Origin of the sequence: Cedecea davisae, from assembly GCF_044095835.1 — a bacterium.
Classification (GTDB): Bacteria; Pseudomonadota; Gammaproteobacteria; order Enterobacterales; family Enterobacteriaceae; genus Cedecea; species Cedecea davisae.
In genome coordinates this window covers 3,457,910-3,481,558 of the sequence record NZ_CP172054.1, presented here as the reverse complement: position 1 = coordinate 3,481,558, position 23,649 = coordinate 3,457,910, and the positions used below count along the sequence as shown (strand labels likewise).

Here is a 23,649-nt window from a genome sequence, read left to right as displayed (position 1 = left end):
ATTGCTCTCCGGCCGGGTGGGGCCAACCTTGTGACTATTACTTACGAGTAGGGAGGAGAGTGAACTCATGAAACAGACAGTCTATACCGCCAGCCCGGAAAGCCAGCAGATCCACGTCTGGACGCTGCATGCCAGCGGTGAAATGACCCTGGTACAGGTTGTGGATGCCCCGGGCCAGGTTCAGCCGATGGTTATCAGCCCGGACAAGCGTTTTCTTTATGTAGGCGTGCGCCCTGAGTTCCGCGTCATCGCCTACCGCATTACGCCGGACGATGGCTCCCTGACCGAGGCGGGCGTTGCTACGCTGCCGGGTAGCCCGACCCATATTTCCACCGATCGTAAAGGCCGCTTCCTGTTCAGCGCCTCTTACAATGCGGCAAACGTCGCGGTTATCAGCCTTGAAAACGACGGCCTGCCGGGTGAAACGGTTGACGTGGTTGAAGGGCTTGAAGGTTGCCACTCGGCTAATATTTCCCCGGACAACCGCACGCTCTGGACTCCGGCTCTGAAACAGGATCGCATTTGCCTGTTCACATTGTCTGACGACGGTAAGCTGGTCGCTCAAAACCCGGCCGAAGTGAATACCGTTGAAGGCGCTGGCCCTCGCCATATCGTGTTCCATCCAAATCAGCAATACGCATACTGCGTAAACGAGCTGAATAGCAGCGTGGATGTTTGGGAACTGCGCGACCCGCACGGCAAAATTGAATGCGTCCAGACGCTGGACATTATGCCGCCAGGTTTCTCTGACACCCGCTGGGCTGCGGATATTCATATCACTCCGGATGGCCGCCACCTGTATGCCTGCGACCGTACCGCCAGCATCATCACCGTATTTAGCGTTTCCGAAGACGGCAGCGTGCTGAGCATCGAAGGCTACCAGCCAACCGAAACCCAGCCACGCGGTTTCAACGTTGACCACAGCGGTAAATACCTGATTGCCGTGGGGCAAAAATCGCACCACGCTGCCGTGTATAAAATTAACGGCGAACAGGGCCTGCTGGAAGAGAAAGGGCGCTATGCCGTCGGCCAGGGCCCAATGTGGGTTGTGGTTAACGCGCACTGATTTTCATGCATAAAAAAACCTCGCCGCGGCGAGGTTTTTTGTTTTAACAGAGCGGGTTACTTCTCGGCGACTACCGGGCTACCCAGGCCACGGTTGTTGAACTCCCACATGCGGTTAAAGCTTGGGTCATTCAGGTCACGCTTAATGCTGTCTTTATCGCCTTTTGTGCCGATGTTACCGGCGAAAGGACGCTTAGAGGCCAGCGCATCACCCCATGGTTTTGCCGTATTGAAGCCTTCATTGATAACGCTGTCGCGAATAACAACCTGGCCGTTAGCGGACTGGCCTGCGGTATAACCGTTTTCAGTGCTGCCCAGATCCCATGAACGGCCTAACTGCGCGTCACCGGCCGCGGTGAAGCGGCTGTTTACGGCCAGGAAGCCGTAATAAAGGTTAGGCAGCGTTGCCGGAGCAAACACGTAACCTTCTTTAGTGCGGCTGTTTACCAGGCGGAAATCGGTGTTGTCGAACACTACCGCGCCGCGACCGGCAACCACATCCACATCCCCTTCGATATAGCTGTTAGTCACCAGAGTGCGAGTCTGGCGATTAGGCAGCATACGGTTCTGCACGTCGCTGTTGGTGACGAAGAAGGTATTCTGGCGGCCCAGCAGGTGAACATTGTTCAACTGGACTTTATCGCCGTCGCTGCGCAGCGCAACTGCCTGGTGATTACCGGCATCAGCGCTGTCGCCGAGGGTATTCTGGATAGTCAGGTTCTGCAATTGCAGGCCGTTGTTCTGCGACCAGACGGCGGCAGAGCACATCACACCAACCGTTGCGCTACGGCGAGTCTGGCAGCTGTCAAACATATACCAGGCTGGCTTGCCCGGCATGTATTTACCCGCCGGGTTAACGGTACGACGCCAGGTTGTTGGGTCAATTTCGGAGTCCAGCGTCAGGCCGATTTTAACATCGTCCGCGTTGCCGGTAGTGCCGTACAGCGTCACGCTGCCGGAAGCAGCTGGGATGTACACGGTTCCTTCATATTCACCCGGCATAATCGCGATATAAACGCGGGAGCTGCTGTGCTTAATGATGGCGGCATCCACCGCGGCCTGAATAGACGTATGGGTAACGCCAGCCGTACCGGCAGGGCCAACCACGAAATCAGGCTGCTGCGGGGTGCGAATGGAAGAGGGAGTCCACGGCGCTTCATTTGGATTCATAGAAGTAAAATAGCGCGCCGCAACAAAGTTCTGTGCTTCGTCAGCCGCCAGGATCGGGCGGGACTGGGTTCCCGGCGCCACCTGAGTAGACGGTTTGTCCTGCGGTGGGGTTGAGCTACATGCGCTCAGGGCCACGGCAAAAGCCAGCGCCGCGACGCGACGAGAAACCGATAATGTGTTCAAGGTTGCTCCTTGCTGTACGATGGAATAGAGGGTTATCTCAAAGCCTGCTTTTTTATACTAAGTTGAGCGAAACGGGAAGCCGATTGTTCAAATCGGCTTCAGAAAAGGAGGGATTACGGGTAAGGAGGCGGGAAAAAGTTTTTTGTTATTCTTTTTCTACGCTGAACTGGCCGTTTTTCTTACGAATAATGTATTTATGGTCACTGTCGCAGGAGACCGTGAGCGACCCGCCGAAAGCCGCAGGATAGACGCTGTTGACGGTATCGCACTGAAAACCCGCCTGGCGAATAACCGACTGCGACTCCGCCTTAAGCTGCGGTGAACCGGTATCTGCAAAAGCGCTGCCCGCCAGCAGGCAGAAGCCGAGTACAACTGTTCTCTTCATTTCTGTCTCTCTGTGATGTGAAACTGGTGCAAAGTTAATCGGCAGCGAAGCGGCATTTAATTAATGACTTAACTGGATTTATTTGTACAAATTAATTTCAGAAACAGATTAGCGAAACAGCAAGAGAGGGCTGGCAAGCTCTGCCAGCCGGGTAAGGCAGGATTCAGATAAAGAAGTCAGGATTTTCTACGGCCAGCGAAACCGCATCAATAAGCTTATCAAGCTGTTCCGGCTCAATAACATAAGGCGGCATCAGGTAAATCAGGCGGCCAAATGGACGTATCCACACGCCGTGTTCAACGAAGAAGCGCTGCAACGCCGCCATGTTGACCGGGCGGTGGGTTTCTACAACGCCTATTGCGCCGAGTACCCGCACATCCGCAACTTGCTCACCTGATGCCAGCGGCAGCAAACCTTCGCGTAGCCTGGTTTCGATGGACTCAACCTGGTGTTGCCAGTCGCCGCTTTCCAGCAGCGCGAGGCTTTCGCTTGCCACCGCACAGGCGAGCGGGTTGCCCATAAATGTGGGGCCATGCATAAAGCATCCGGCTTCGCCGTTGCTGATGGTCTCCGCAACGTTGCGCGTGGCCAGAGTGGCTGAAAGAGTCATGGTCCCGCCGGTCAGGGCTTTGCCCAGGCAAAGAATATCCGGCGCAATTCCCGCGTGTTCACAGGCGAACAGCTTCCCGGTACGCCCGAAGCCGGTCGCTATCTCATCGGCTATCAGCAATATGCCCTCGCGGTCGCACATGCGTCGGATGCGGCGTAGCCATTCCGGATGGTAGAAACGCATTCCTCCCGCACCCTGAACCACTGGCTCCAGGATAACGGCGGCAATTTCGTGTCGATGAGCGGCCATCAGTCGTGCAAAAGGCACGATATCCATTTCATCCCAGTCATCCTCAAAACCGCACTGCGGAGCGGGAGCAAAAATATTCTCCGGCAGATAACCCTGCCACAGGCTATGCATCGAGTTTTCAGGATCGCACACCGACATCGCGCCAAAGGTGTCGCCGTGGTAGCCGTTGCGGAAGGTGAGGAAGCGCTGACGCGGTTCGCCTTTAGCGTGCCAGTATTGCAGCGCCATTTTCATCGCCACTTCAACCGCTACGGAACCTGAGTCCGCCAGAAATACACATTCCAGCGGGGCGGGCGTCATGGCAACGAGTTTGCGGCACAGCTCTACAGCCGGGGGATGAGTAATCCCGCCAAACATCACATGCGACATGCTGTCGATTTGCTGTTTCATCGCCTGGTTCAGGCGCGGGTGGTTATAGCCGTGAATCGTGGCCCACCAGGAGGACATACCGTCCACAAGCCTGCGGCCATCGGCAAGTTGTAGCTCGCATCCGGCGGCGGCAACTACCGGATAAACCGGCAGCGGCTGGCTCATTGAAGTGTAAGGATGCCAGATATGATGTTGGTCGAACGCTAAATCAGCAGGGGTCATAGGGTGACTTGTAAACCATTTAAAAAAGATTTAGGTTTACAAGTATAACGTCAATCGATGGTCTATAACACCCTTTTTGGAGATGCCCAATGGCTCACCACGCACGCTGGTCAATGTCGCAGGTTACTGCTTTATTTCAAAAACCTCTGCTGGATTTACTGTTTGAAGCTCAGCAGATTCACCGTCAACACTTCGACTCGCGGCAGGTTCAGGTCAGCACGCTGTTGTCTATAAAGACCGGTGCCTGCCCGGAAGACTGCAAATATTGCCCGCAAAGCTCGCGCTACAAAACCGGCCTTGAGGCTGAGAGATTAATGGAAGTTGAGCAGGTTCTCGAGTCTGCCCGCAAAGCGCGAAACGCGGGTTCTACCCGATTCTGCATGGGGGCGGCGTGGAAAAACCCGCATGAGCGCGATATGCCTTATCTCGAGCAAATGGTGCAGGGAGTTCGTGCTATGGGGCTGGAAACCTGCATGACGCTCGGCACGTTAACCGAGGGCCAGGCCCAGCGCCTTGCGTCGGCGGGGCTGGATTACTACAACCACAATCTGGACACCTCGCCTGAGTTCTACGGCAACATCATTACCACAAGAACCTACCAGGAACGCCTGGACACGCTGGGTAAAGTTCGTGACGCCGGGATTAAGGTTTGCTCGGGGGGGATAGTAGGCCTCGGTGAAACCGTGACCGACCGTGCCGGGCTGCTGCTGCAATTAGCGAATTTACCGACTCCGCCGGAAAGCGTGCCGATTAATATGCTGGTGAAGGTTAAAGGCACGCCGCTGGCGGATAATGAAGATGTGGATGCGTTTGATTTTATTCGTACTATTGCCGTTGCCCGCATTATGATGCCGCAGTCTTATGTTCGTCTTTCCGCCGGGCGCGAGCAGATGAGCGAGCAGACCCAGGCTATGTGTTTCATGGCCGGGGCAAACTCGATTTTCTATGGCTGCAAACTGCTCACCACGCCAAACCCGGAAGAAGACAAAGATCTCCAGCTGTTCCGCAAGCTGGGCCTGAATCCGCAGCAAACGACCACCGAAATGGGTGATAACGAGCAGCAGGAGCAACTGGCTGGCCAGCTTCTGAACGCCGATACCGACAGTTATTACAACGCGGCGGCGGTATGAGCTGGCAGCAGCGCATCGAAGCAGCATTAAGCGAGCGCCGCGCCAGCGCCAGCTTTCGCACCAGGCAGGCCAGTACGGCCGGAAACGGGCGTTTTTTCTCCTGTAACGGTCGCCAGTATCTTAATTTTTCCAGCAATGACTACCTGGGGCTAAGCCAGCACCCAGAAATTGTAAACGCCTGGCAAAAAGGTGCCGCGCAGTACGGCGTTGGCAGCGGAGGTTCCGGGCACGTTACCGGGTACAGCATCGAGCACCAGCGTTTTGAGCAGCGGCTGGCGCAGTGGTTAGGTTTTGAACGGGCGCTGTTGTTCATTTCCGGCTATAGCGCCAACCAGGCGGCGATCTCCGCCCTCGGGCAAAAACCGGACAGCATCATCGCGGATAAGCTCTGCCACGCCTCCATGATGGAGGCGGCGATGCAAAGTCCGGCGCAATTACGCAGATTCAGGCATAACGATGTTGAGGCGCTTACCGCTCTGCTTGATAAATCTCATGGCGGTGAGCAGTTGGTGCTGAGCGAAGGGATTTTCAGCATGGATGGTGACGCTGCGCCACTCCAGGATATGAGTAACATCGTGCGGCAGGCCGGCGGCTGGCTGATGGTGGATGACGCCCACGGCATCGGCGTAGTGGGCGATGAGGGGCGCGGCAGCTGTCATGCTCAGTCTATTCGGCCGGAAATACTGGTCGTCACTTTCGGTAAAGCTTTTGGTGCCAGCGGTGCTGCCGTGCTCTGTAGTCAGGATGTGGCGGATTATTTGCTGCAATTTGCCCGCCATCTGATTTACAGCACCTCAATGCCTCCGGCCCAGGCTGCGGCTTTAAATGCGGCGTTAACGGTTGTTCAGAAGGGTGATGCCTTGCGCGAGCAACTTAAGGCTAACATCCAGCGTTTTCGGCGCGGTGCGGAGCAGCTCTCCCTGGCTCTGGCCGACTCAAACAGCGCCATTCAGCCGCTGATAGTTGGTGAAAATCAGCGAACTTTGGATCTGGCAGCCTGCCTGCGCGAGCGTGGTTTTTGGCTCACGGCTATCCGCCCGCCAACCGTCCCGCCCGGCAGCGCCCGCCTGCGCATTACTCTCACCGCGTCGCATACGGAAAATGATATCGACGAACTGCTGGAGGCGCTCCATGACGAAGCGGGTCGATAAAGCCGCGGTGGCGGCCGCATTCGGGCGGGCGGCGGGAAGCTATGAACGCTTCGCCGACCTACAGCGAATGAGCGGTGATTATTTGTTAGAGAGTCTGGAGAACAGACCCGCAGGGCGCGTGCTGGACGCCGGGTGCGGCACCGGCTGGTATAGCCGGGTCTGGCGGGCCAGAGGAAGCGAAGTTCTGGCGCTCGATCTCTCGCGTGAAATGCTGCTCCAGTGCCAGCAAACGCAGTCCGCACATCGGTTTATCGAAGGGGATATTGAGTCAATCCCGCTGCCGTCAGAGACGGTGGATCTGGCCTGGAGCAACCTCGCCGTGCAGTGGTGTAGCAGCCTCCATCAGGGCCTGGCCGAGCTTTATCGGGTGACTAAACCCGGCGGCAGCGTAGCTTTTACTACTCTGGCGAGCGGCTCATTGCCTGAATTGCAACAGGCCTGGCTGGGAGTGGACGAGCGGCCGCATGCCAATAAGTTTTTATCCGTTGCCGAAGTCGAGCATGCCTGTAGCCCGTGGCGAACAGCATTAACGAGCCGAACGATAAGCCAAACGTTTCCAGACGTAATGAGCGCCATGCGCTCGCTCAAGGGCGTTGGCGCGACGCACCTGCATGACGGCAGAAAAAATACGCTAATGACCCGCGGGCAGCTTCAACGCCTGAGTGAGGCATGGCCGCAGCACGAAGGGCAGTATGCCCTTAGCTGGCAGATAATTTTTGGAGTAATAGAACGTGATTAAAAAATGGTTTGTCACCGGAACCGATACTGAAGTAGGTAAAACCGTTGCCAGCTGCGCGCTTCTTCAGGCGGCAACCGCCGCAGGATACCGCTCGGTGGGCTATAAGCCAGTTGCATCAGGCAGCGAAATGACGCCTGAAGGGATCCGCAACAGTGATGCACTCGCGCTCCAGCGCAACAGTTCGGTGCTGGTTCCCTATCCGCAGATTAATCCTCTGGCATTCATCGAACCGACTTCACCGCACATTGTTAGCGCCGAAGAGCAGCGGCCTATCACTTTTTCCGCCATGTCCGAAGGGCTGGAGAACCTGACGACTAAGGCCGACTGGGTTCTGGTAGAGGGAGCGGGAGGCTGGCTCACGCCGCTGTCTGAAACCACAACCTTTGCGCAATGGGTGGCTACAGAGCAATTGCCGGTGATTCTCGTCGTCGGCGTGAAGCTCGGCTGCATTAATCACGCGCTGTTGACCGCACACGCCGTGCAGTCTGCTGGTTTAACGCTGGCTGGCTGGGTTGCCAACGGCGTACAACCCGCGGGTAAACGGCATGCGGAATATATGGTGACGCTAAAACAGCGGCTGGCGGCTCCGCTACTGGGAGAAATTCCGTGGCAACCACAAATTAGCGAAGAAACGCCGCTGGGTCACTATATCGACCTCTCCGTGATTGCGGTCTGACTCGCATCATTTCCGCAAAAAAAGTAAGGCTCGCTGCCCGGCTTCGGGCCTTCTTCCACTTTTGAACTTCCCCGAAAAACAAACCTTCTTCCAAAACGATAGGGAGCGTAGAGTATTTCATCGTTAGAGTTGTCACTGGACAACCATTGTGAGATGCTTATTTAGCCGGAGGGAATATGGCAAGAAGAAAGCACCCGGTAAAAGATATAGAAGCGGCATTATGCTATGCCGAATTTCAGGGATGGCGGGTTAAACAAGGCGGATCGCACTGCTGGGGCAAGCTTCTATGCCCGTGGAACGATAAGACGTGCCGCTGCGGCGAGTTTTGCATCAGCTGCGTGTGGAGTACTCCACGAAGCGAGGGAAATCACGCCAGGCAAATCCGTAGGGTAGTGGACGGGTGTGCAAATACTACATCCCAAAATGTGCTGCACTAAAAGGAGAGCTAAACATGGCGGAATATACCTTCACGTTGATTTTCAGCCTGCCGAATAACCAGAAGGATCCGGAACAGTGGGTTGCCGCGCTGGGCGCCGGTGGCTGCGATGACGCGCTTATCGGCATTGGCGTTACCGGGCGTGTAGCGTTGAACTTCATTCGCGAGGCGGCAAATGCCGAAGAAGCGCTGGTTAGCGCAATACAGGACGTATTAAGAGCCGTTCCTGGGGCAACCTTAGTTGAAGCCGCGCCGGACCTGGTTGGCCTGACGGATGTGGCCGAGCTGCTGGGATTCACTCGGCAGTACATCCGCAAAGTTATGGTAACGCGAGAAGCTTTTCCGCTGCCGGTACACGACGGTAAAACAGCGCTCTGGAATCTGGAAACCGTACTGCGCTGGATGCGAGCCAATCGGGTAATGGCGGTGCCTGCGCCGCTGCTGGAAATTGCAGTCGTCACCCGCCAGTGCAATCTGCGCCGTGCGCTGGGCGCGCTTAATCCGGCATTTCAACACCAACTGGATAATCTTTAGCGCTTCACGGCTCCAGCCAGTCGGAGACAAGCCTGTCATCAAGCTGTGCGACATCGCCCTGAGCAACATTCCTGCCCTTATGCAGCAGGCAGAACTTGTCCGCAACCCGGCGAATAAACGGCAGCCGCTGTTCGACCAGCAAAATAGTCAGCCCAAAATCGTGATTTAAGCGGCGGATAAGGTTGACCATTTCATTGATAAACCTCTGGCCACTGCCGAGCGTGGGCTCGTCCAGAATCAGCAATTTAGGCTGCAGGACAAGGGCCCGTGCCAGCGCCAGCTGCTGGCGCGTATCAACCTGTAGTTCACCGCTCCTGACCTGCCGCAGGCCGTATAGCTCGGGGAACAGATCATAGATAAGCGGGGGAATAACGCCAGGAGCCTGCTGGCCTGCCATCATGGCGATTTGTAGGTTCTCTTCGACGGTGAGCTGGGAAAAAATACGCCGATCCTGCGGTACATACCCGATACCCAGGGCAGTACGTCCTTCGACAGGTTTGTCCAGCATGTTTTCGGGCGGGTGGCCAGCCTCCTGCCACAGCATGCTTCCGCTCTGCACGGGTAAATAACCCGCAATGCAGTTTACCAGCGTGGTTTTTCCCTGCCCGGGGGCGCCAAGCACGCAGGTGCATTCACCCGGAGCCAGCTCAAGGTCGAGGTTCCATAATATATGATTGTCGCCGTAGAACTGATTCACTGCGCGAAGGCTCAGCATTGTTTATCTCCTTGCTCGGGTGGAGGACTCCCCCATCAGAATTCTGCAATTAGCTTGCCAGCAAGGCGATAAAGCCTGAAAAAATCCCCAATTCCAGGATAAAACGCAGAATTTAGATCCTCACAATGCCGTGCCTGGGTATTTTTTGCCGGTTCGCTGCACCCGGCGAGTGCTTAAAAAGTGCAAGTTTGGTGCAACAAAAAGCGTTTTAACCTCAGGATATATCTTGATTTCGGGATCTGGCTCAAAGCTGCGGGGTATAGCGAAATCGAATGAATAAAAGCAAAAAAATTAGCGAAATTTTTTTTTCACCCCTGGCACAGAAAAGATATGGGTTTTTCCGAGCGGCTAGCTAAAAGGGCTTGCCGCAGTTATCCACCATTCCTGTGGATAACCTTGTGCATTAGAGTTAGAAAACTTGACGAAAGCTAGAGCGGGCGCGGCCTGCGACCAAATTGGCGTTAAACCGGTCTTTGTGAAATATTTATTTAGATTCAATACGTTGAATAAAATCAACTGCTGCAATAAAAGTGTCAAACATCGAGGCCGTCATCTCCTTACCTCCCTTGACAAATGTTAAAAGGCGAAAAAATTTGGGGATAACCCTCAGTCACTGGAGATTTATCTGGCGAAGGGGGAAATTGTGGGCGGACTAAGCGGTTAAAATCATTGGCTGGCAGGCTTAGTAAAAATGAGAACTGGTGTTTTATACAGTTTTTCACTGGAAAAAATCGCGTTGCCGGGTAAAATTACACTCCGGCCCGCTCGTTTCTTCATCAGGTAGCCCGTTCATGAGTAAAGCGTTCAAACTTAATTCTGCATTTAAACCTTCAGGCGACCAGCCTGAGGCCATTAGTCGCCTGAAAGAAGGGCTGGAAGATGGCCTGGCGCACCAGACGCTGCTTGGCGTTACGGGTTCCGGTAAAACCTTCACCGTCGCAAACGTTATTGCTGACTTGCAGCGTCCAACAATGGTGCTGGCGCCTAATAAAACGCTGGCTGCTCAGCTGTACGGCGAGATGAAAGAGTTTTTCCCGGACAATGCGGTTGAGTTTTTTGTCTCTTACTACGACTACTACCAGCCGGAAGCGTACGTCCCCAGCTCCGATACTTTTATCGAGAAAGATGCTTCGGTGAACGAACATATCGAGCAGATGCGCCTGTCTGCCACTAAAGCGCTGCTCGAACGCCGGGACGTGATTGTGGTGGCTTCGGTTTCGGCAATTTACGGTCTGGGCGATCCGGATCTCTATTTGAAGATGATGCTGCACCTGACGAAGGGCATGATAATCGATCAGAGAGCGATCCTTCGCCGCCTCACCGAACTGCAATACACGCGCAACGATCAGGCTTTCCAGCGCGGTACTTTCCGCGTGCGGGGAGAGGTGGTCGATATCTTCCCGGCAGAGTCAGATGACCTGGCGCTGCGCGTTGAATTATTTGATGAGGAAGTTGAAAGGCTGTCTTTGTTCGATCCGCTGACGGGCCAAATTTCCCAAACCATCCAGCGCTTTACCATCTATCCAAAGTCGCATTACGTTACCCCGCGAGAGCGTATCGTGCAGGCGATGGAAGACATTAAAGTTGAGCTGGCCGACCGCCGTAAGGTGCTGCTGGCCGACAATAAACTGCTGGAAGAACAGCGTATTGCCCAGCGTACCCAGTTCGATCTCGAGATGATGAACGAGCTGGGTTACTGCTCTGGGATTGAAAACTACTCCCGCTATCTTTCCGGGCGCGGGCCTGGCGAGCCGCCGCCGACGTTGTTTGACTATCTCCCGGCGGACGGGCTGCTGGTGGTGGATGAGTCCCACGTGACCATTCCACAAATCGGCGGTATGTATCGCGGTGACCGCGCGCGTAAAGAGACGCTGGTGGAATATGGCTTCCGCCTGCCGTCGGCGCTGGATAACCGCCCGCTGAAGTTTGAAGAATTCGAGGCACTCGCGCCGCAAACCATTTATGTTTCTGCAACGCCCGGCAACTACGAGCTGGATAAATCCGGCAGTGAAATTGTCGATCAGGTGGTGCGTCCTACAGGGCTGCTGGATCCGATTATTGAAGTGCGTCCGGTGGCGACTCAGGTTGACGATCTGCTGTCGGAAATCCGCAAGCGCGTTGCCATCAACGAGCGCGTGCTGGTTACCACGCTCACCAAACGCATGGCGGAAGATCTTACCGAATATCTGGAAGAGCACGGCGAGCGCGTGCGCTATCTGCACTCGGATATCGACACCGTCGAACGCATGGAAATAATCCGCGATCTGCGTCTCGGCGAGTTTGACGTGCTGGTAGGGATCAACCTGCTGCGAGAAGGCCTGGATATGCCGGAAGTCTCGCTGGTGGCGATTCTCGATGCCGATAAAGAGGGTTTCCTGCGTTCCGAGCGTTCGCTGATCCAGACGATTGGCCGCGCCGCGCGTAACGTTAACGGTAAAGCCATTCTCTACGGCGATAAAATTACCGCCTCGATGGAGAAGGCCATTGGCGAGACCGAGCGCCGCCGCGAGAAACAGCAGCGCTACAACGAAGAGCACGGCATTACGCCGCAGGGCCTGAATAAACGCGTGGTGGACGTGCTGAAGCTTGGCGAAGGCATGGCTAAAACTAAAGGCAGGATGAAGACCAAAGCGCGCAGCGTGATTGAAGATGATGAAATCGTCCTGACGCCGAAAGCGCTCCAGCAGAAAATTCATCAGCTGGAAGCGAAAATGCTGGAGCATGCGCAAAATCTGGAGTTTGAGGAGGCGGCGCAGATTCGCGACCAGCTTCATCAGCTGCGAGAGTTGTTTATCGCCGCTTCCTGATACTCCGTTTAGCCGAGCTGCTGTAAGGCCTGTTCCAGCGCGGCCCGCAGCAGCTTCCGGTCATGGCGATATTTAATATCGCTGGCTTCCAGCGGCTGCTGGATAACCACTCTTCCTGTCACTTCGCTGGTGTCAACCTGCGGCCCAACGACCACGGCGTCCACTACGCGCTTGCCGATGTGTTGTTCCATCAGCTCAAGCTTCTGGCGTAGAGACAGGCTTGCGGCGGCCGGGCTTAGCTCTTTACCCAGATTGCCGATATACACCATTGGCGCAGGCGTGCGGCGCAGCGCCTGATCCATCTCTTCAAGCAGCAGGATAGGCATCAGGCTGGTGTAAAAACTGCCGGGGCCGATGAGAATTAAGTCCGCTTCCGCAATAGCCTCCAGCGCCTCTCGCGTGGCGGGTGCCTTGGGGTAGACGGCCAGATCCTGAGGTGGATTGATAAGCTGATCGATGCTCACTTCGCCGTAAACCGCGTTGCCCTGATCGTCAGTCGCCATCAAATCGACCGGAAGCTCGGACATTGGGATCAACTGAGCATCTACTTTAAGCAGATTTCGAATTAAATTTATAGCCTCAAGAGGGCGCACGCTTAGGTGATCCAGAGCCTTCAACATCAGGTTTCCGAGGTTATGCCCTGAAAGCTCACCATTCCCGCCAAAACGGTACTCAAACATGGTTGAGGCGACGCTGGGTTCGGTAATTAACTGATTCAGACAGTTACGCATGTCGCCCCAGGCAATGCCGCCTTCCGAGCGCCGAATGCGTCCAGTTGAGCCGCCATTATCGGTGGTGGTGACGATGCCGGTTAAACGTGAACCCAGAGAGGAAAGCGAGGACATTACGCGGCCCAGCCCGTGGCCGCCGCCTAGCGCGACAACCCGATCAAGATCCGCAAGCGTGCGATTACGCATAGATAAGATAATCCTTAAGAGGCATATACCGGCTTAAGGTAGCGTAAAAGTGCCTAAAAGACGATTCTCGCTCCGGGGATGATGATGTATATCAAAGTAAAAGTTACCTTTTTAAGTATTCTGTTGCGAAATTGAACAAACAACTCGTTATGCATGGATTTATATAGCGAAAACTGATATGGCGTGAACCGCTATGTCGCGCTACTATCCGAGTAACACACACTCAAGCCATGGTACCTAAGTCGCAAGATAGGGGGCCCTGGCCGCGGCCCATGAGGTCGCCAGGGTGCAGGAAGAAATGACTGCATCTCCCGTATTTGGAAAGGTGTATTCAGTGTCCCAGCTTACCGATGCTTTTGCGCGTAAGTTCTATTACTTACGTTTATCCATTACCGACGTCTGCAACTTTCGCTGCAGTTATTGCCTGCCTGACGGCTACAAGCCGCACGGCGTAGCCAATAAAAGCTTCCTCAACGTCGATGAAATCCGCCGCGTGACCCGGGCATTTTCCGCTCTGGGCACCGAAAAAGTGCGTCTCACCGGCGGGGAACCCTCCCTTCGCCGCGACTTCACCGAAATTATCGCCGCAGTGCGTGAAAACGCCTCTATCCGCCAACTGGCGGTGACCACCAACGGCTACCGTCTGGCCCGGGATATCAACGCCTGGCGTGACGCTGGCCTGACTGCGGTTAACGTCAGCGTCGATAGCCTGGACGCCCGCCAGTTCCACGCCATAACCGGCCAGGATAAATTCCGCCAGGTGATGGAGGGCATTGATGCCGCTTTTAGCGCCGGGTTTGAGCGGGTGAAGGTGAATACCGTGCTGATGCGCGATGTAAATCATCACCAGCTGGAAACGTTTCTGGCATGGATCAAACCGCGTCCTATTCAGCTGCGCTTTATTGAGCTTATGGAAACCGGCGACGGCGGCGAGTTGTTCCGCAAGCACCATATCTCAGGCAAAACCATCCGCGATCAGCTTCTGGCCCGCGGCTGGGTGCATCAACTGCGCCAGCGCAGCGACGGCCCCGCTCAGGTGTTCTGCCATCCCGATTATGCCGGGGAGATTGGCCTCATCATGCCTTACGAGAGCGATTTCTGTGCCAGCTGTAATCGGCTACGCGTCTCGTCTATCGGCAACCTGCATCTTTGCCTGTTCGGCGAGCAGGGCATTGCGCTACGCGACTTGCTCTCAGGGGATGAACAGCAGGCCGAGCTGGAAGGGCGAATTTCTTCCGCGCTGGCGATGAAAAAGCAGACCCATTTCCTGCATGACGGTAATACCGGCATCACTCAGAATCTGTCGTATATCGGCGGCTAACACGCCAGCCCACAAGGAGAATACCGATGAGTCAGGTAAGCCAGGAGTTTATCGCGGCACGTATTGCTATTTTGACGGTATCCAGCCGTCGTGGTGAAGAGGACGACACCTCGGGGCACTATCTGCGCGAAGCGGCAACCGAAGCCGGACATCAGGTCGTGGATAAAGCTATCGTTAAAGAAAATCGCTACGCCATTCGCGCCGAAGTATCCCGGTGGATTGCCGATGAGCAAGTTCAGGTGGTGCTGGTTAACGGCGGCACCGGTTTTACCGACGGCGACCAGGTGCCCGAGGCGTTGCTCCCGCTGTTTGACCGTGAAGTTGAAGGGTTTGGGGAGCTGTTCCGCATGCTGTCGTTCGAAGAGATAGGCACCTCTACGCTGCAATCTCGCGCCGTAGCGGGTATGGCGAACAAAACGCTGATTTTTGCCATGCCCGGCTCGACCAAAGCCTGCCGCACCGCGTGGGAAAATATTATTCAGGCGCAGCTGGATGCCCGCCAGCGTCCTTGCAATTTCCATCCACATCTTAAGAAATAAGTTATGTCGCAATTAACCCATATTAACGCCGCCGGAGAGGCGCACATGGTGGATGTTTCCGCCAAGGCCGAAACGGTGCGGGAAGCCCGCGCGGAAGCTTTTGTCACCATGCTCCCTCAAACGCTGGCGATGATTATCGAAGGCAGCCATCACAAAGGCGATGTCTTTGCGACGGCGCGTATCGCAGGTATTCAGGCCGCCAAACGGACCTGGGAGCTTATCCCGCTGTGCCACCCGCTCATGCTCAGTAAAGTTGAGCTGAAGCTGGAGGCTCAGCCGGAGCATAACCGCGTGCGCATTGAGTCCCTGTGCCGGTTGACCGGTAAAACCGGCGTTGAGATGGAAGCCCTGACGGCGGCCTCGGTAGCGGCGCTAACCATTTATGACATGTGCAAAGCGGTGCAAAAAGATATGGTGATTGGCCCGGTTCGCCTGCTGGCAAAAAGCGGCGGGAAATCCGGAGATTTCAGGGTGGATGACGATGCTTAACGTACTGTTTTTTGCCCAGGTTCGCGAGCTGGTTGGCTGCGATAGCGTGGCGGTTGATGCAGTCTATAGCGATGTAGAACAGCTGCGCGCGGCGCTGGCCGCGAAAGGGAGCCGCTGGGAGCTGGCGCTGGAGTCCGGCAAATTGCTGGCTGCGGTGAACCAGACGCTGGTGAGTTTTGACCATCCGCTGGCCGAAGGCGATGAAGTCGCTTTCTTCCCGCCGGTAACCGGAGGATAAAATGGACAGCACGCGCATAGTCGTTGGCCGCGAGAATTTTAACGTCGGGGAAGAGTACCAGTGGCTTTCCCAATGTGACGAAGACGGTGCGGTAGTCACATTCACCGGCAAGGTCCGCAATCATAACCTCGGGGACAGCGTCAGCGCCCTTACGCTGGAGCATTACCCGGGGATGACGGAGAAAGCGCTGGAAGAAATCGTCGTCGAAGCCAGAAGCCGCTGGCCGCTACAGCGGGTTACGGTTATTCACCGCATCGGCGAACTGTGGCCCGGCGATGAGATAGTTTTTGTCGGCGTGACCGGGGCGCACCGCAGCTCGGCCTTTGATGCGGCGCAGTTTATTATGGATTACCTGAAAACCCGTGCGCCATTCTGGAAACGGGAAGCCACGCAGCAGGGCGACCGCTGGGTAGAAGCAAGAGACAGCGATAAGCAGGCGGCTAAACGCTGGTAGGGTGCGCGGCTGCCGGGATGTGTTAATCTTAAAGCGAGTGAGCTAAACAGCTCGCGTCAGAAGCTTAATTTACCATACAGAGGAAGCATCATGGACCGATTCCCGCGTCCCAATGAGACTATCGTGCAGCGTGCCAATACCGGCCTCCAGACCTTTATGGCGCAAGTCTACGGCTGGATGACCTGCGGCCTGCTGCTTACCGCATTTATCGCCTGGTATGCGGCGAACACTCCGGCAGTGATGGAGTTCGTTTTCTCCAGCAAAATTACTTTCTTTGGCCTGATTATCGCTCAGCTGGCGCTGGTGTTTGTCATTTCCGGCATGGTAAACAGACTTAGCGCAGGCGTTGCTACCACGCTGTTTATGCTCTATTCGGCGCTTACCGGCCTGACAATGGCGAGCATTTTCCTGGTGTATACCTATTCGTCCATTGCCAGCACCTTCGTGGTTGCCGGCGGGATGTTCGGCGCGATGAGCCTGTATGGTTACACCACGAAACGCGACCTGAGCGGCTTCGGTAATATGCTGTTTATGGCGCTTATCGGTATCGTGCTGGCGTCGCTGGTTAACTTCTGGCTTAAGAGCGATGCGCTAATGTGGGCGATTACCTACATCGGGGTTATCGTGTTTGTTGGCCTCACCGCCTATGACACGCAGAAGCTGAAAAATATTGGCGAGCAGATAGATACCCGCGACGCACAAATGCTGCGTAAATACTCAATTGTTGGCGCGCTGACGCTGTATCTGGACTTTATTAACCTGTTCCTGATGCTGCTGCGTATTTTTGGTAACCGCCGCTAATATTATGCCCTCTCTCTTTGGGGAGAGGGCTATCTCAGTACGCTTTTGGCCCCGCAGTCCATCCTTTTGTTGGTTTTTCCTCCAGCACTTTTGCCAGCCTGAACGGAAATATATTGCAATACCTGTCACAAAAAGGGGGCGTATTGAGGAAATTTCCGTACACTTGCGTACTCTGATTAACAGGAAGAAATACTCCAGGAGATAAACCATGAAGTGGCAACAACGTGTAAGAGTGAGAACCGGACTGGGTTGCTGGCAGATTATGCTGCATCTTGCGGTGGTTGCTGCCCTGCTCGTTGGCTGGAAAACCGCAACCCTGATCCCGGTGGGGGTAGGGCTGTGCCTGCTTTATGTTCTCACGGTAGTGCTGATGTTTACCTTCCAGCGCTTCCAGGCGGGTCGCCTGCGCGACATCGGCGATTTTCTTGAAGAGCTGACCACTACCTGGTACTTCGGCACCGCGATGATTGCCCTATGGCTGCTTTCAAGAGTGGTGCAAAGTCACCTCGTTTTAGTGCTGGCAGGCCTGGCTATGCTGGCCGGGCCCGCGATTTACTCCCTGCTCGCTAAAGACAAATCAGGCAATCTTGCGCCTAAACATCCAGTACGCCGCTGAGCCGGTCGTGGCCGCTATCACCAGCAGCGGCCACAAACTCTGCCACACAATGCCAAAGCTCGCATCCTTCAGGTAAATCTGCTTGGTTATATCCGTGAAGTGGCGAATCGGGTTAATCCACGTCAGGTTTTGCAGCCATACCGGCATGTTTTCCACCGGCGAAACATAGCCTGAAAGCAGGATGGCGGGCATCATAAAGACAAATACCCCGATAAACGCCTGCTGCTGCGTTGAGCACAGGGCCGAAATCAGCAGCCCAAATCCGACCAGCGACAGCCCGTAAATAATCATCGTGAAGTAAAACAGCAGCAGCGAGCCGGAGAAGGGAATGTGGTAACCCCAAATGCCCACAGCCAGCACGATAGTTGCCTGCACCAGCGCCACTATTTGCGCGGGAATAGCCTTGCCGATGAATATTTGCCACGTTGCCAGGGGAGATACCAACAGCTGGTCGAGCGTGCCCTGTTCGCGTTCGCGTGCCACGGAAAGTGACGTTACGATCATTACGCCAATGGTGGTTATCATGGCAATCAGCGACGGCACCACGAACCATTTGTAATCAAGATTTGGGTTATACCAGTTGCGGACAACCAGCTCGCTGTTGTTCGGCTTTGGCATGCCCGTCATCAGCTCCTGCTGGTAGTTGTTGACTATCTGCTGGAGATAATTGGCGGCGATTTGCGCGCTGTTGGAGTTGCGCCCGTCCAGCAGTATTTGCAGTTTGGCAGGCTGCTGGCTTGCCAGATCGCGTGAAAAGTTAGCCGGAAAACGAATCAGCAGCAGTGCTTTCTGGTTGTCGATAGTCGGCTGGATCTCCTGCGGGCTTTTCAGCAGCAGCACGTTGCTAAAGGCGCTGGCGCGGGCAAAGCGCTGGGTCAACTCCACAGACTGGCTGCCGTTATCTTCGTTGTAGATGGCAATGGTGGCATTTGTCACCTCCAGCGTGGCGGCAAAAGGAAACAGGATTACCTGAATCAGCACCGGCAGAATAAGGATGGCGCGGGTCTGAGGTTCACGCAGCAGCGACTGAAGTTCTTTGCGTATCAACGTCCATAAACGATAAAACATGCCTTCTCCCTTACTCGAGCCGACGTTTGGTTTTCAGCGCCGTCAGGCCAATAAACATCACCGCCGAGGCAATTAAAAACAGCGTATTCACGATCAGCACCGAGGTAATATTCCCCGCCAGGAACAGGCTTTGCAGGGTGCTGACAAAATAACGAGCCGGGATAACATAAGTCACCGCCCGAATAATCGCCGGCATGCTGTCTATCTGGAAGATAAAGCCGGAAAGCATAATCGAGGGCAGAAATGCCGCATTCAGCGCCACCTGGGCGGCGTTAAACTGGTTACGGGTGATGGTGGAAATCAGCAGCCCCATGCCAAGCGTACTGAGTAAAAACAGGCTGGTTATCAGGAACAGCAAAATCAGTGAGCCACGCCACGGCACTCCGAGAATAAACACGGTGACCAGCATACACAGCAGCATCGCCAGCATACCCAGCACGTAATAAGGCACTAATTTGCACAGCAGCAGCTCGGTACGCGTGACCTGAGTAGAGAGCAGGGCTTCCATGGTGCCGCGCTCCCATTCACGGGCAACTACCAGAGAGGTGAGGATAGCGCCTATCACGGTCATGATAATAGTGACCGCGCCGGGGATGATAAAATGCTGGCTGATGGCCGCCGGGTTAAACCAGTAGCGCAGCTGTACGTCAATCAGCGGTTCAAAACTCTCTCCGCGATCCTCAGCTCGCTGCTGCTGCCAAAGCTGCCAGATCCCCTGCATATAGCCCTGAACAAAGTTGGCGGTATTAGGTTCGCTGCCGTCGGTTATCACCTGAATCGGCGCGCTGGCACCGGGGCGAGCCATATTCTGGGCAAAATCCGTCGGGATAGTCACCAGGCCACGAATCTTCCCGGCCTGCATCAGTTGAACCAAATACTCGCGGTTATCGCTGATGGTGGGTTGAATAAAAGGCGAGGCGCTGATGGCGTGCGTGAAGTCCAGCGCCTCATCGCTTTGCTGCTCCACCAGCACCCCGACGTGCAGGCGGCTGGAATCAAGGTTAATCCCGTAGCCAAAAATAAACAGCAGCAGCAGCGGGATAACCACGGCAATCAGCCAACTACTGGGGTCACGCACGATTTGACGCGTCTCTTTAATGCATAAAGCGCGGACGCGACGCCACGACACCAGCTGGTTATGTTCGCTCATCGTGATGCTCCTTATCCCATTCGTGGATTAGCCCGATAAACGCCTGCTCCATCGTTGGGTCAGGCGTTTCATCGTCCGCTACCTGCCGCTTCAGGTCGTCCGGCGTGCCGCTGGCGATAAGCTTGCCGCGATAAACCAGGCCGATGCGGTCGCAGTATTCGGCTTCGTCCATGAAGTGAGTGGTTACCATCACGGTAACGCCTTTCTCCACCATGCTGTTGATATGCAGCCAGAATTCCCGGCGGGTGATGGGGTCGACGCCGGAAGTCGGTTCGTCGAGAAACAGAATGTCCGGCTCGTGCATCAGCGAACAGGCGAGCGCCAGGCGCTGTTTGAAGCCGAGCGGCAGCGAGTCCGTGGTGCTGTTGGCTATCGGCTGGAGCGCAAAGGCTTCGCTCATCCGGCTAATTTTCTCCTGCTGGGCACGCCCGCGCAGGCCGTAAACGCCGGAGAAAAACCGCAGGTTCTGCGCTACCGTCAGGTTGCCGTAGAGGGAAAACTTTTGCGCCATATAGCCCAGGTGCTGCCGCGCTTTGCCGGAGCTGGTTTTCAGATCCATACCCAGCACCAGCGCTTTACCCGAAGTGGGGACTAACAAACCGCACATCATCTTGAAAGTCGTGGATTTCCCAGCCCCATTAGGTCCCAGCAGGCCGAAGATTTCCCCGCGCTTAACGGCGAAGTTAACGTGGTCGGTAGCCGCGAAATCGCCAAATTTTTTGGTCAGCTCCTTGGCCTGAATCACCGTCTCGCTGGCTTCGCCTTCCACGGTGTGAAGAATATCGCCCAAAGGCGATTCATTAGCCCCCGCGCCGCCGAGCAGGTCGATAAACGCATCTTCAAAGCGCGGGTCGGTCTCTTTGAAGCCGGACTCGGGGATATTGAGCGCCGTGGCCAGATCGCTAACATCAGCCTGTTTGGCAAGGATCAGCCGCACCGAGCGCCCCTGAATGACGCCATCGCTTACCTGCGGCATTTTCAGGGCCCGCTGTAGCAACTGGCGATTATTTTCGCCCTCATGGCTGACCAGCAAAGAGCGCCCTGCCATTTTTTGCGTGAGCTCTTTGGGCGCGCCGTGGTACAGCAGCTCGCCTTCGTTCATCAGCAAAATTTCCCGGCACTGTTCGGCTTCATCGAGGTAGGAGGTGCTCCACAGAATCAGCATGCCTTCTCCGGCAAGCTCGTGAACCATTTGCCACAGCTCACGCCGGGATATCGGGTCGACCCCCACGCCGGGCTCGTCGAGCAGCAGCACTTTGGGCTGGCCGACGAGAGTGCAGGCGAGGCCAAGTTTTTGCTTCATGCCGCCGGAAAGTTTGCCCGCGAGCCGAGCGGTAAATGGCCCAAGGGAGGTAAATTCCAGCAGTCTTTCAAAGGTGCTTTTGCGTTCTTCACCGGTCACGCCGCGCAGGTCTGCATACAAGGTGAGGTTTTCCATCACCGTTAAATCTTCGTACAGGCCGAATTTTTGCGGCATATAGCCGAGCTCGGCGTGGAGGGCGCGATCGTCTTTAATCGGGTCTAGGCCAATCACCGAAGCCGTACCTTCGCTGGGTTTCAATAATCCGGCCAGCATCCTCATCAGGGTCGTTTTGCCCGCCCCATCCGGGCCGACTAAACCGGTCACCGCACCGGCATGAATTTCGCAATCCAGGCTGGCGACAGCGGGTTTCTCCAGATCCGGAAAGCGCTTCATCAACCCCTGGAGGCGAATTGTCGCTTTATTGTTGCTCATGCTGAGTTCCGCCGTTGAATTTCACCGTAACCGGCATCCCCTGGCGCAGGGCGTCATCCGCATCGGTGACGAGAATTCGCAGGCGATAAACCAGGTCTGTGCGTAAATCAGGCGTTTCTACGGTTTTAGGCGTGAATTCCGCCGTAGGGGAGACAAAGCCAATTTTGCCGTGGTACGGCTTATCCGGACGGCCGTCGGTATAAATCAGCAGCTCGCTTCCCGGTTTAGCCTCGCCGAGGCTGGCCTCATTGATATAGGCGCGGATCCACACCGGGCGGGTGAGAGACAGCGTGAGCACCGTGCTGCCAGCGTTGAGCATGCTGCCTGGCTCAACGGCGCGGGTCAGCAGCGTGCCGTCTGACGGCGCAATCAGCGTGGTGTCCTGCAAGTCGAGCTGAGACTGTGCGAGCTGGGCTTTTGCCTGCTGCAAACTGGCCTGAGCCTGGGAAATTTCCTGCGGACGGTTGCCGCTGCGATACTGGCTAAGCTTATCTTTTGCCGCTTTCAGCGTGGCTTTTGCCTGTTCGCTGGAGGAACGGGCGTTTTCTAATTCGTTAGCAGATATGGTGCGTGTGGCCCACAGCCCTTGCTGGCGCTGATAAAAGTTCTGAGCGTAATCATAGGCGGCCTGAGCCTGGTTCACCTGGGCCGCAGCCTGGGCAATCTCCTCATCGCGGTAGCCCGCAATAATTAAGTCATATTTTGCCTGGGCTGCGGCCACGTTGGCCTCGGCCTGGCGTAATGCATTTTCATAGGGGGCTTTATCGAGCAGTCCCAGCGGCTCGCCGGATTTGATTGCATCGCCTTCGTCCACCTCCAGCGCGGCAAGGCGGCCCCCCACCCGGAAGCTGAGGTTAACGGTGCGAATATCGACGTTGCCGTACAGCGTCAGCCCGTCGTCCTGCCTGCCCTGATACCATTTCCAGCCGCCAAATGCCGCGGCTACCAGCGCTAAAATCACAACGGCGACAATAACCGGCTTCTTATTGTTCATCGCTCGTTCTTCCTCCGTTTATGGATAATCCCTGCAGGATGAAATCGACGTGGCTAAGCACCACGCGGCTTATTTGCTGCACTTTGGCCTGGTCAAACTGCGGCCAGCCGGTGCGCAACAGAATCGTTTCGCGCCCGAGCCTGAAGGCCAGCACCTGGCCGAGCAGCGTGTGGGTATGCAAAATAGTTTCAGTATCGAAAGCATCCCGTCCAGTGTAGTGGGCAACCAGAGTGGTGAGCAGGGAATGCATTGGGTCGATAACCTGAGCGTGGATCAACTGGTAGGCAGCGGTCGGGGAAAGCTGCTCGCGGGAGATAAATTTGCTCAGGTTCAGCGTATTGTCGGAGGTCAACAGGGCCAGCATTTGCCCAAGCGCGGTATGGATAAGCTCGCGGATTTTCGCTTTATCAGGAGCGGGCTGGGCAAGAAGCGTTTCGGCCTGCGTAACGTGCTGCTGGAAGTTAACGCTGATAAAGTCGGCAATCCACTGGGCCGATGCCATATACAGCTCTTCTTTGGAACCGAAGTAGTAAGTAATGGCGGCGATATTTTGCCCGGCCTGCGCGGCAATATCTCGCGTGGTCGCATGCATTCCGTATTCGGCAAACTGAGCAATAGCCGCGGATATCAGCGTGTTTTTTGCCTGCTCACCGCGGCTGGTGACCGGCGTCGGTCCTGCGTTCATACCGACCTCTTAAAAAGTTAATCAATCGATTGATTAAGCGTAAGCAAAGTTATCACCCCTGTCCAGCGCAAGGCTTTATTCTGTCAACGGTGGGTAAAGTGAGAATTTATGCGGAAGATCACAAAAACTGCTACACTGCATCCCGAACGGCGCCGTGGTTTGCGCCTCCTCTCTTCGCCAGCCTTGCGTTGGCGCGTGATG

At 55.5% G+C, this 23,649-nt stretch carries 25 protein-coding genes and 1 riboswitch; of the genes, 15 read left to right on the top strand and 10 right to left on the bottom strand.

Annotated elements, in window-relative coordinates; translation table 11 throughout:
- The first annotated feature begins 67 nt into the window (after nucleotides 1-67).
- On the top strand, nucleotides 68-1,066 hold the full coding sequence (gene pgl, locus ACG1VR_RS16610; protein ID WP_395489365.1) for a 6-phosphogluconolactonase: 999 nt from the start codon (nucleotides 68-70) through the stop codon (nucleotides 1,064-1,066).
- A gap of 56 nt (nucleotides 1,067-1,122) precedes the next feature.
- Here pgl and ACG1VR_RS16605 read toward each other — a convergent pair whose 3' ends face one another.
- The 3 genes from ACG1VR_RS16605 to bioA all read right to left on the bottom strand — a co-directional run bounded on the left by ACG1VR_RS16605 (nucleotide 1,123) and on the right by bioA (nucleotide 4,253).
- The gene (locus tag ACG1VR_RS16605; protein ID WP_039898009.1) at nucleotides 1,123-2,418 is read right to left on the bottom strand and encodes a putative acyl-CoA thioester hydrolase; all 1,296 of its coding nucleotides are present in this window, start codon (nucleotides 2,416-2,418) and stop codon (nucleotides 1,123-1,125) included.
- A gap of 145 nt (nucleotides 2,419-2,563) precedes the next feature.
- Entirely contained in the window at nucleotides 2,564-2,803 is a 240-nt protein-coding gene (locus tag ACG1VR_RS16600; protein WP_016535442.1) for a hypothetical protein, read from the bottom strand.
- A 163-nt stretch (nucleotides 2,804-2,966) separates the two neighbouring features.
- Nucleotides 2,967-4,253: an adenosylmethionine--8-amino-7-oxononanoate transaminase gene (gene bioA, locus ACG1VR_RS16595; protein ID WP_395489364.1), complete on the bottom strand. Its 1,287-nt coding sequence runs from the start codon at nucleotides 4,251-4,253 to the stop codon at nucleotides 2,967-2,969.
- 89 nt (nucleotides 4,254-4,342) lie between these two features.
- Here bioA and bioB point away from each other — a divergent pair, with 89 nt between their 5' ends.
- From bioB to ACG1VR_RS16565, 6 genes are all read left to right on the top strand, one after another.
- Nucleotides 4,343-5,383, top strand: coding sequence for a biotin synthase BioB (gene bioB, locus ACG1VR_RS16590; RefSeq protein WP_039898011.1), 1,041 nt, complete (start codon nucleotides 4,343-4,345; stop codon nucleotides 5,381-5,383).
- On the top strand, nucleotides 5,380-6,534 hold the full coding sequence (gene bioF, locus ACG1VR_RS16585; RefSeq protein WP_395489363.1) for an 8-amino-7-oxononanoate synthase: 1,155 nt from the start codon (nucleotides 5,380-5,382) through the stop codon (nucleotides 6,532-6,534). Before bioB ends, bioF begins: the two co-directional genes overlap by 4 nt.
- On the top strand, nucleotides 6,515-7,273 hold the full coding sequence (gene bioC, locus ACG1VR_RS16580; RefSeq protein ID WP_395489362.1) for a malonyl-ACP O-methyltransferase BioC: 759 nt from the start codon (nucleotides 6,515-6,517) through the stop codon (nucleotides 7,271-7,273). Before bioF ends, bioC begins: the two co-directional genes overlap by 20 nt.
- Nucleotides 7,266-7,949 (top strand): dethiobiotin synthase, encoded by a 684-nt coding sequence (bioD, locus tag ACG1VR_RS16575; protein WP_395489361.1) that lies wholly within the window; start codon nucleotides 7,266-7,268, stop codon nucleotides 7,947-7,949. Before bioC ends, bioD begins: the two co-directional genes overlap by 8 nt.
- A gap of 176 nt (nucleotides 7,950-8,125) precedes the next feature.
- On the top strand, nucleotides 8,126-8,386 hold the full coding sequence (locus tag ACG1VR_RS16570; RefSeq protein WP_395489360.1) for a hypothetical protein: 261 nt from the start codon (nucleotides 8,126-8,128) through the stop codon (nucleotides 8,384-8,386).
- 14 nt (nucleotides 8,387-8,400) lie between these two features.
- Nucleotides 8,401-8,919 carry an AlpA family transcriptional regulator gene (locus ACG1VR_RS16565; protein WP_016535448.1) on the top strand — a complete coding sequence of 173 codons (519 nt, stop codon included), beginning with the start codon at nucleotides 8,401-8,403 and terminating at the stop codon, nucleotides 8,917-8,919.
- A gap of 4 nt (nucleotides 8,920-8,923) precedes the next feature.
- Here the strand turns inward: ACG1VR_RS16565 and ACG1VR_RS16560 are convergent, their stop codons facing one another.
- Nucleotides 8,924-9,634 carry an ABC transporter ATP-binding protein gene (locus tag ACG1VR_RS16560; protein ID WP_016535449.1) on the bottom strand — a complete coding sequence of 237 codons (711 nt, stop codon included), beginning with the start codon at nucleotides 9,632-9,634 and terminating at the stop codon, nucleotides 8,924-8,926.
- Nucleotides 9,635-10,425: 791 nt separating this feature from the next.
- Between ACG1VR_RS16560 and uvrB the strand changes: the two genes are divergently transcribed.
- Complete coding sequence (gene uvrB, locus ACG1VR_RS16555; protein WP_016535451.1) at nucleotides 10,426-12,441, top strand: excinuclease ABC subunit UvrB; 2,016 nt, start codon at nucleotides 10,426-10,428, stop codon at nucleotides 12,439-12,441.
- A gap of 8 nt (nucleotides 12,442-12,449) precedes the next feature.
- On the opposite strand, the gene yvcK is transcribed toward uvrB, so the two are convergent.
- A complete protein-coding gene (gene yvcK, locus ACG1VR_RS16550) occupies nucleotides 12,450-13,358 on the bottom strand; it encodes a uridine diphosphate-N-acetylglucosamine-binding protein YvcK (RefSeq protein WP_016535452.1) in 909 nt (302 codons plus the stop codon).
- 208 nt (nucleotides 13,359-13,566) lie between these two features.
- A riboswitch (molybdenum cofactor riboswitch) is annotated at nucleotides 13,567-13,702 on the top strand.
- Between yvcK and moaA the strand changes: the two genes are divergently transcribed.
- The 7 genes from moaA (at nucleotide 13,693) to ACG1VR_RS16515 (ending at nucleotide 17,816) form a co-directional block, all read left to right on the top strand.
- Nucleotides 13,693-14,679 carry a GTP 3',8-cyclase MoaA gene (gene moaA, locus ACG1VR_RS16545; protein ID WP_071704078.1) on the top strand — a complete coding sequence of 329 codons (987 nt, stop codon included), beginning with the start codon at nucleotides 13,693-13,695 and terminating at the stop codon, nucleotides 14,677-14,679. (Overlaps the previous riboswitch by 10 nt.)
- A gap of 26 nt (nucleotides 14,680-14,705) precedes the next feature.
- The gene (gene moaB / locus ACG1VR_RS16540; protein ID WP_172568030.1) at nucleotides 14,706-15,218 is read left to right on the top strand and encodes a molybdenum cofactor biosynthesis protein B; all 513 of its coding nucleotides are present in this window, start codon (nucleotides 14,706-14,708) and stop codon (nucleotides 15,216-15,218) included.
- 3 nt (nucleotides 15,219-15,221) lie between these two features.
- Nucleotides 15,222-15,707, top strand: coding sequence for a cyclic pyranopterin monophosphate synthase MoaC (gene moaC, locus ACG1VR_RS16535; RefSeq protein ID WP_216377085.1), 486 nt, complete (start codon nucleotides 15,222-15,224; stop codon nucleotides 15,705-15,707).
- Nucleotides 15,700-15,945, top strand: a complete 246-nt coding sequence (gene moaD, locus ACG1VR_RS16530) for a molybdopterin synthase sulfur carrier subunit (protein ID WP_172568028.1) — start codon at nucleotides 15,700-15,702, stop codon at nucleotides 15,943-15,945. The genes moaC and moaD overlap by 8 nt, the downstream gene beginning before the upstream one ends.
- A gap of 1 nt (nucleotide 15,946) precedes the next feature.
- Nucleotides 15,947-16,399, top strand: coding sequence for a molybdopterin synthase catalytic subunit MoaE (gene moaE / locus ACG1VR_RS16525; protein WP_016535457.1), 453 nt, complete (start codon nucleotides 15,947-15,949; stop codon nucleotides 16,397-16,399).
- Nucleotides 16,400-16,489: 90 nt separating this feature from the next.
- The gene (locus ACG1VR_RS16520; protein ID WP_016535458.1) at nucleotides 16,490-17,200 is read left to right on the top strand and encodes a Bax inhibitor-1/YccA family protein; all 711 of its coding nucleotides are present in this window, start codon (nucleotides 16,490-16,492) and stop codon (nucleotides 17,198-17,200) included.
- 208 nt (nucleotides 17,201-17,408) lie between these two features.
- Complete coding sequence (locus ACG1VR_RS16515; protein WP_395489359.1) at nucleotides 17,409-17,816, top strand: YbhQ family protein; 408 nt, start codon at nucleotides 17,409-17,411, stop codon at nucleotides 17,814-17,816.
- Here ACG1VR_RS16515 and ACG1VR_RS16510 read toward each other — a convergent pair.
- From ACG1VR_RS16510 to cecR, 5 genes are read right to left on the bottom strand one after another with little or no spacing between them, the layout of a single operon-like run.
- Nucleotides 17,778-18,884 (bottom strand): ABC transporter permease, encoded by a 1,107-nt coding sequence (locus ACG1VR_RS16510; protein ID WP_172568025.1) that lies wholly within the window; start codon nucleotides 18,882-18,884, stop codon nucleotides 17,778-17,780. The two genes, ACG1VR_RS16515 and ACG1VR_RS16510, sit on opposite strands and share 39 nt — an antisense overlap.
- Before the next feature lie 10 nt (nucleotides 18,885-18,894).
- The gene (locus ACG1VR_RS16505) at nucleotides 18,895-20,034 is read right to left on the bottom strand and encodes an ABC transporter permease (protein WP_395489358.1); all 1,140 of its coding nucleotides are present in this window, start codon (nucleotides 20,032-20,034) and stop codon (nucleotides 18,895-18,897) included.
- Entirely contained in the window at nucleotides 20,021-21,769 is a 1,749-nt protein-coding gene (locus ACG1VR_RS16500; protein ID WP_395489357.1) for an ATP-binding cassette domain-containing protein, read from the bottom strand. Before ACG1VR_RS16500 ends, ACG1VR_RS16505 begins: the two co-directional genes overlap by 14 nt.
- Entirely contained in the window at nucleotides 21,756-22,763 is a 1,008-nt protein-coding gene (hlyD, locus tag ACG1VR_RS16495) for a secretion protein HlyD (RefSeq protein ID WP_395489356.1), read from the bottom strand. The genes ACG1VR_RS16500 and hlyD overlap by 14 nt, the downstream gene beginning before the upstream one ends.
- Nucleotides 22,753-23,448, bottom strand: coding sequence for a transcriptional regulator CecR (cecR, locus tag ACG1VR_RS16490; RefSeq protein ID WP_016535464.1), 696 nt, complete (start codon nucleotides 23,446-23,448; stop codon nucleotides 22,753-22,755). The genes hlyD and cecR overlap by 11 nt, the downstream gene beginning before the upstream one ends.
- Nucleotides 23,449-23,649: the final 201 nt, after the last annotated feature.

Bases quoted from the DNA above. Each gene is read 5' to 3' on its own strand.
- pgl (WP_395489365.1), top strand. From the start codon at position 68: ATGAAACAGACAGTCTATACCGCCAGCCCGGAAAGCCAGCAGATCCAC.
- ACG1VR_RS16600 (WP_016535442.1), bottom strand. From the start codon at position 2,803: ATGAAGAGAACAGTTGTACTCGGCTTCTGCCTGCTGGCGGGCAGCGCT.
- bioA (WP_395489364.1), bottom strand. From the start codon at position 4,253: ATGACCCCTGCTGATTTAGCGTTCGACCAACATCATATCTGGCATCCT.
- bioB (WP_039898011.1), top strand. From the start codon at position 4,343: ATGGCTCACCACGCACGCTGGTCAATGTCGCAGGTTACTGCTTTATTT.
- bioF (WP_395489363.1), top strand. From the start codon at position 5,380: ATGAGCTGGCAGCAGCGCATCGAAGCAGCATTAAGCGAGCGCCGCGCC.
- bioC (WP_395489362.1), top strand. From the start codon at position 6,515: ATGACGAAGCGGGTCGATAAAGCCGCGGTGGCGGCCGCATTCGGGCGG.
- ACG1VR_RS16570 (WP_395489360.1), top strand. From the start codon at position 8,126: ATGGCAAGAAGAAAGCACCCGGTAAAAGATATAGAAGCGGCATTATGC.
- ACG1VR_RS16565 (WP_016535448.1), top strand. From the start codon at position 8,401: ATGGCGGAATATACCTTCACGTTGATTTTCAGCCTGCCGAATAACCAG.
- ACG1VR_RS16560 (WP_016535449.1), bottom strand. From the start codon at position 9,634: ATGCTGAGCCTTCGCGCAGTGAATCAGTTCTACGGCGACAATCATATA.
- uvrB (WP_016535451.1), top strand. From the start codon at position 10,426: ATGAGTAAAGCGTTCAAACTTAATTCTGCATTTAAACCTTCAGGCGAC.
- yvcK (WP_016535452.1), bottom strand. From the start codon at position 13,358: ATGCGTAATCGCACGCTTGCGGATCTTGATCGGGTTGTCGCGCTAGGC.
- moaB (WP_172568030.1), top strand. From the start codon at position 14,706: ATGAGTCAGGTAAGCCAGGAGTTTATCGCGGCACGTATTGCTATTTTG.
- moaC (WP_216377085.1), top strand. From the start codon at position 15,222: ATGTCGCAATTAACCCATATTAACGCCGCCGGAGAGGCGCACATGGTG.
- moaD (WP_172568028.1), top strand. From the start codon at position 15,700: ATGCTTAACGTACTGTTTTTTGCCCAGGTTCGCGAGCTGGTTGGCTGC.
- moaE (WP_016535457.1), top strand. From the start codon at position 15,947: ATGGACAGCACGCGCATAGTCGTTGGCCGCGAGAATTTTAACGTCGGG.
- ACG1VR_RS16520 (WP_016535458.1), top strand. From the start codon at position 16,490: ATGGACCGATTCCCGCGTCCCAATGAGACTATCGTGCAGCGTGCCAAT.
- ACG1VR_RS16515 (WP_395489359.1), top strand. From the start codon at position 17,409: ATGAAGTGGCAACAACGTGTAAGAGTGAGAACCGGACTGGGTTGCTGG.
- ACG1VR_RS16510 (WP_172568025.1), bottom strand. From the start codon at position 18,884: ATGTTTTATCGTTTATGGACGTTGATACGCAAAGAACTTCAGTCGCTG.
- ACG1VR_RS16505 (WP_395489358.1), bottom strand. From the start codon at position 20,034: ATGAGCGAACATAACCAGCTGGTGTCGTGGCGTCGCGTCCGCGCTTTA.
- ACG1VR_RS16500 (WP_395489357.1), bottom strand. From the start codon at position 21,769: ATGAGCAACAATAAAGCGACAATTCGCCTCCAGGGGTTGATGAAGCGC.
- hlyD (WP_395489356.1), bottom strand. From the start codon at position 22,763: ATGAACAATAAGAAGCCGGTTATTGTCGCCGTTGTGATTTTAGCGCTG.
- cecR (WP_016535464.1), bottom strand. From the start codon at position 23,448: ATGAACGCAGGACCGACGCCGGTCACCAGCCGCGGTGAGCAGGCAAAA.